This is a genomic window from Thomasclavelia sp. (assembly GCF_017889095.1).
In the GTDB taxonomy this organism is placed as follows: Bacteria; Bacillota_I; Bacilli_A; order Erysipelotrichales; family Coprobacillaceae; genus Thomasclavelia.
On sequence record NZ_JAGHEW010000300.1, the window covers coordinates 1 to 3,149 of the forward strand.

Annotated in this window: 2 protein-coding genes; one reads left to right on the forward strand and one right to left on the reverse strand. The window is 24.0% G+C overall.

Translation table 11 applies throughout. The annotated features are described in order from the left end of the window. The first annotated feature begins 494 nt into the window (after positions 1-494). A complete protein-coding gene (locus J7M77_RS13220) occupies positions 495-2,273 on the forward strand; it encodes a DUF262 domain-containing protein (protein WP_296879354.1) in 1,779 nt (592 codons plus the stop codon). Positions 2,274-2,955: 682 nt separating this feature from the next. On the opposite strand, the gene J7M77_RS13225 is transcribed toward J7M77_RS13220, so the two are convergent. Then, positions 2,956-3,149, reverse strand: a 194-nt coding sequence (locus J7M77_RS13225) for a hypothetical protein (RefSeq protein ID WP_296879356.1), incomplete at its 5' end; no start/stop codon positions are given.

Here is a 3,149-nt window from a genome sequence, read left to right on the forward strand (position 1 = left end):
AACGAAAACCAACTCCTTGTACTCGTCCTTTAAAAATATAATGTCTTCTAATCATCCAAAAAACCTCCTATCTTTTATTACTTTATATTATACCACAAATAAGTTCGTTCTATCTTACTAGAAATACGCTAATTGATTTTCAAAGATATTTTAAACAGTCTATGAACAGAAAATCTAATTCATAATACAATTACCATTTTGTATTTATCAAAAGATATTAAACATTTAATTTTCAATATTTTTTACTTATAAATTTGAATATGTCTATATGTCCATAATCCTTATTTTTTAGCTTAACATATATGAACTATTATACAAAAAATATTAATAAGAGTTAAAACTATTGTACTTACTATACATCCAAACTATTAATTATAAATTAATAACATCTTATTTTTTTATAATTTCAAAGATATATTTATTATCCATCAAACAAGAAAGATAGATTAATATAATTATTATGCTATAATATGTAAATAAAGGAGCAAATTTGTATGAGTGAATTATTTAAAGCGAGCGAAGGGAGTTTTTTTACTCTAAGTCAAGAAAATAGATTGAACATTCCTTTTTTTCAAAGAAGATATGTATGGAAAGAAGAAAATTGGAGCGAATTATTGAACAGTATTTTTTCTAAAGAGCAAATCGGATTTATTGGTTCAATAATTGTTCAAAGGAAAGAAAATACTGTAGGGATTCATGAACTTGATGTAATTGATGGTCAACAAAGATTAACAACAATAAGTTTGTTGCTAGTTGCCATGTATGATAATTTAGATGATGATAAAAAAATAGCAGCAAAAGATAAATTTAGAGATACATTGTTTTCAAAAGATTTTTATGGAACTAATTACTATCCTAAAATAAAACATTCTAAAGTTGATGCCATAGATTATAATAAAATTATTAATTTGGACGATTCAATTAGAAAATCATTAAATGAATCGACAGGAATAATTGGATGTTATAATTATTTTTGTGAAGAACTAGCAAAAAAAGATAAAGAACTAATTAAAAATAAGTTTGAACAATTAATTGGAGGTTACATAAATTACTGTGTAATTATAACGTTAGAAAAAAATGCTGATGAACAAGCAATTTTTGACTCTTTAAACACATCAGGTGTATTATTAACTTCTAGTGACACTATAAAAAACAATTTATTTAAAACTGCTGCATTACTTTATCGAAAACAATATACACAAATGGCTGAAAGCAAATTAAATAATACATATGAAAACACATGGGAAAAAATGTTTATTGCAAATGATCACGATAAATATTGGGACCAAATTATAATAACAGGAAGAATTAAGCGTTTAAATCTCGAGTTATTTTTATACTGCTTTGCAATTATAAAAGGTCTTTATGATGCAAATGATAATACAATATCAGAATTATCAAATGTTTATAAAAAAACTTTTCGTAATTTTAAATCAGTAGATGAAATAGATTATTTCATTGATGAAATGATGAAATATGCTCAAATTTATATGGACAATTTTTATTTTGAAACTAAAGGAGTTTTATATGAATATAAACATGATTCAATTTTGGAAAGACTTTTACATGTTCTTAATACGATCGAATCTACAACAATGTATCCGTACGTATTAAAACTATTATTTGAGTATAATAATGACAAAGATACTTTAAACAGTCGTCTACACAAATTAGAAAAGTATATAATTATTAATAATTTAACTAGAAATACAACAAAAGTAAAAAATTATAATAAATTAGTAATGATTCTTTTAAAAGATGAAAACAAAATTGATGATGAATTAGCCCAAATTGAAAATAATTCAAATTATATACTATTAGACAAAATAAATAACAAATTAGCATCAATGTATTTGTTTTGGATAGAATTGTATAGAAGAAAAAATGAAAAACATGATATTACAGAATTAAAATATGATTATACTCTTGAACATATTATGCCAGTTAAATGGAAAGAAAATTGGTCATTAATTTTAGAGCTTAAACACCCTGATGGAACATCGCTCAGTGAACGCGAAATAATCGAAAACAGAGAGCAAATGGTTCACTCAATTGGAAACATGACGCTACTAAAAGGCAAATTGAACAATAAAATACAAAATTCAGCATTTTATAAAAAAATTCCAAGTATTAAAAAGTATGCAGATTTAAAAATAACAAAAGATGATATTGTTACCCCATATGAACAAGGAATGAAAGATTGGTCTGAAATAAATATTAAAAATAGACAAAAAAAATTGATTGAAGATATAAAAAATACATTCTTATATTAAAACTAAAAAGTCATCAAATCGCAATTGTAACCATTTGGTTCATCATAAAAAAGGGCATTACACAATAACTAGGAATTTACAACTTGTGAGGTGTAGAATAACCTGAAATAAGATGTTCCCCATGTTTTGTAAATAATAAAATGGAGACACCACAAATTATTTTGTAGCGACTTCATACCCACTGTTATTTTAAATACTCATAAAAAGATGACTATTTGCTTATTTAAATATAATTTTAAGAATATTAATTACTTTCATTGTCTTCAAATTAAAAATTGAACTGAAGATATGCAAAAAATATTACAATAATTATAGTTGTATATAATAATATCAATTAAATTTAACTTGAAATCTTACAAAATCGATAATTAACTCGACTTTATATATAATGATAATAAAAATTGCAATATCTAATTAAAAAAATAAACAATATAATTTTTAATTCAATTATATGATTGCAATTCTATTTCAGGCAAAATGGGTAATGATATATGAATTTAAACTAAAAAATTCAACATATCCTTTTACTACTACTCCTAAATAAATCATCAAAACGTTTAATTTACCGAACAAATTATAAAAAATGTTCAATTATTTTCATTAATTATCATCTTAAAAAAACAATTAAATTTAGATCAGCACTTTAAACAAAAGCTTCTGTCACTAAACAGAAGCCTTTTACCTATTTTATTTTACAATATTTTTTTGTCACCGCTAAAATTAACGCAGCTCCAGCTAATCCCATAACCGCTAATTCTAAATTAACATCATCTCCGGTTTTTACAGCATTAGCTTTTGATGGTTTTGTCGTTTCGCTTACATTAGGTTTTTGACTATCATCAGTAGGTGGATTAGTTGTTTGATTATCATCAATAG

Coding starts and splice junctions, on each gene's coding strand:
- J7M77_RS13220 (WP_296879354.1), top strand. CDS start 495: ATGAGTGAATTATTTAAAGCGAGCGAAGGGAGTTTTTTTACTCTAAGT.